Genomic DNA, 459 nt, shown 5'->3' on the forward strand with positions numbered 1-459 from the left:
TGACACGATCTTGATGCCGGGCGAAGCCTGCCTTCGGTGTGGCGGCAAGCTGAAGACACTGGGTGAGGACATTACCGAAGAGCTGGAATATGTGCCTGGCCGGTTTATCGTGAACCGTATTGTCAGACCGCGCCTGTCCTGTTCTTGCTGCGAGAGAATTGTTCAGGCGCCCTTGCCATCGCGTCCGATTGAGCGTGGACGGCCGGGAGCGGGACTTTTGGCGCATGTATTGGTTTCCAAATATGCGGACCACCTTCCGCTCTATCGCCAGTCTCAGATCTTTGGCCGGGAAGGCATCGATCTGGACCGCTCCACCCTGGCTGATTGGGTGGGGCGCTCCACTGCCTTGCTTGAGCCCCTGGCGGATGCCATCGGCCGCATGGTCCGGCAAGGGGAAGCGCTCTTTGCCGATGACACCCCGGTCAAGCTTCAGGCTCCGGGAACGAAGAAGACCAAAAC

General features: G+C 59.7%; 1 protein-coding gene. It reads left to right on the plus strand.

Annotation, left to right across the window (positions count from 1 at the left end; all coding sequences use genetic code 11):
* A partial coding sequence (locus ACXAIC_RS24825; RefSeq protein ID WP_475187128.1) for an IS66 family transposase occupies positions 1-459 on the plus strand: 459 nt, incomplete at both ends.

The organism is Roseibium sp. AWQ4_254 (assembly GCF_056161025.1).